Origin of the sequence: Pseudomonas sp. EGD-AK9 (genome assembly GCF_000465935.2) — a bacterium.
GTDB lineage: Bacteria > Pseudomonadota > Gammaproteobacteria > Pseudomonadales > Pseudomonadaceae > Aquipseudomonas.
Genome location: NZ_AVOF01000491.1, coordinates 1 through 1807, shown reverse-complemented (window position 1 = coordinate 1807; position 1807 = coordinate 1). Strand labels below are relative to the sequence as shown.

2 protein-coding genes are annotated in these 1807 nt (G+C 67.8%); both read left to right on the top strand.

All coding sequences use genetic code 11. The annotated features are described in order from the left end of the window. On the top strand, nucleotides 1–432 hold a 432-nt coding region (locus tag N878_RS19360), incomplete at its 5' end, for a TOBE domain-containing protein (protein WP_036988329.1). Nucleotides 433–685: 253 nt separating this feature from the next. Continuing rightward, the coding region (locus N878_RS19355) for a carbohydrate porin (protein WP_256218109.1) at nucleotides 686–1807 on the top strand (1122 nt) is incomplete at its 3' end.

Here is a 1807-nt window from a genome sequence, read left to right as displayed (position 1 = left end):
CCGCCGATGAACTTCATCCCGCTGCGCACGCAGGTGCGCGACGGCCAGTGCTTTGGGCTGCTCGACTCGGGTCAGGCGCGCTGCGAGCTGCCGCTGGGCGCGGCGGCGGAGCTGGAAGGGCGCGAGCTGATTCTCGGCGTGCGTCCCGAGCAGATCCAGCTGGCCGGCGCCGCTGCGGCGCTGCCGAGCCTGCGCGCCGAGGTCGAGGTGGTCGAGCCGACCGGCCCGGACACCCTGGTGTTCGTCAGCCTCAACCAGACCAAGGTGTGCTGCCGCCTGGCGCCGGACGCCGCGCCGCAGGCCGGCTCCAGCCTGGAGCTGCAGTTCGATCCGGCGCGCGTGCTGCTGTTCGACGCCGCCAGCGGCGAGCGCCTGCGCCCGGGAAAGCGCCAGGCCACTGAGGGCAAGGTGGCGCAGTTGAAGAGAGGGTGAGCCGCGCCGCGGTATCGACGCGCCTTCTCCCGTAGGGTGTCGCGGGGCCGCCCAGGTCTTGCGCATCAACGAACCCGTCGCTGCGGCGGTTAACCGCAGCATCCGTAAAAAATAAAAACAATCAGGAGCAACGATGAAGACCACACCGCAAGCTGCCTTTCACTCGCTCGGCCTGGGCGGCCCCGCGATACCCTGCCTGCTGGCCTTGGCGCTGGCCGCCCCTCAGGTGCAGGCGCTGGAGTTCACCGGCTATATGCGCAGCGGCGCCGGCGGTTCGGAGAACGGCGGCAGCCAGTCCTGCTTCCAGCTGCCCGGCGCGCCGTCCAAGTACCGCCTGGGCAACGAGTGCGAGCAGTACATCGAGCTGGACCTGCGCCAGGACCTGCTGACCCTGGACGACGGTTCGGTCTTCAGCATCGAGGGCATGGCCCAGCTGTACAACCAGTACGGCCACACCCCGGAGTTCACCGGCGACCATGGCTTCGCGCGGATGAACCAGATGTACGCCGAATGGAGCAAGGTGCCGGCGCTGAACGGCGGCTCGCTGTGGGCCGGACGCCGCTTCTACAAGCGTAACGACATTCATATCAGCGACTTCTATTACTGGAACCAGAGCGCCACCGGCGCCGGTATCGAGGACTTCGAGTACGGCGGCCTGAAGTACAGCTACGCCTTCTCGCGCAAGGACAGCTACTTCCAGGAGCCCTATATCAACCGCCATGACTTCAACGTCGCCGGTTTCAAGGTCAATCCGGGCGGCGAGCTGGAGCTGGGCGTCAGCTACATCGACAAGCCCGACAGCACCGGCGCCAACAGCGGCTGGGCGGTCACCGCGCAGCACAAGCAGAGCGACTTCCTCGGCGGCGTCAACACCTTCGCCCTGCAGTACGGCCGCGGCCCGGGCACCGGCCTGGGCTATACCGGCGACGTCACCCTGGATCGCGACAACAAGAGCTGGCGCCTGGTGGAATACTTCGACTGGCAGGCCACGCCGCGCCTCGGCGGCCAGGTGCAGTTCGTCTACCAGAAGGACACCCGGCCCGACGGCGACGATCAGGACTGGCTGTCGGTGGGCGGACGTACCAGCTACGCCTTCACCGAGCAGTTCAAGCTGGTCGGCGAACTGGGCCACGATCAGGTCGACGCCACAGACGGCACGCGCAAGCTGACCAAGTTCACCATCGCCCCGACCTGGTCGCCGGCCGGTCCCGGTTTCTGGGCGCGCCCGGAGTTTCGCCTGTACTACACCTACGCCAGCTGGAACCGCGCGGCGCAGCAGGCGGCCAGCCAGTTGGCGGCCGGCTCGGCGCTGTCCGACAGTGGCGCTTTCGACACTGCGCGTCACGGCTACAACTTCGGCGTGCAGGTGGAGCAC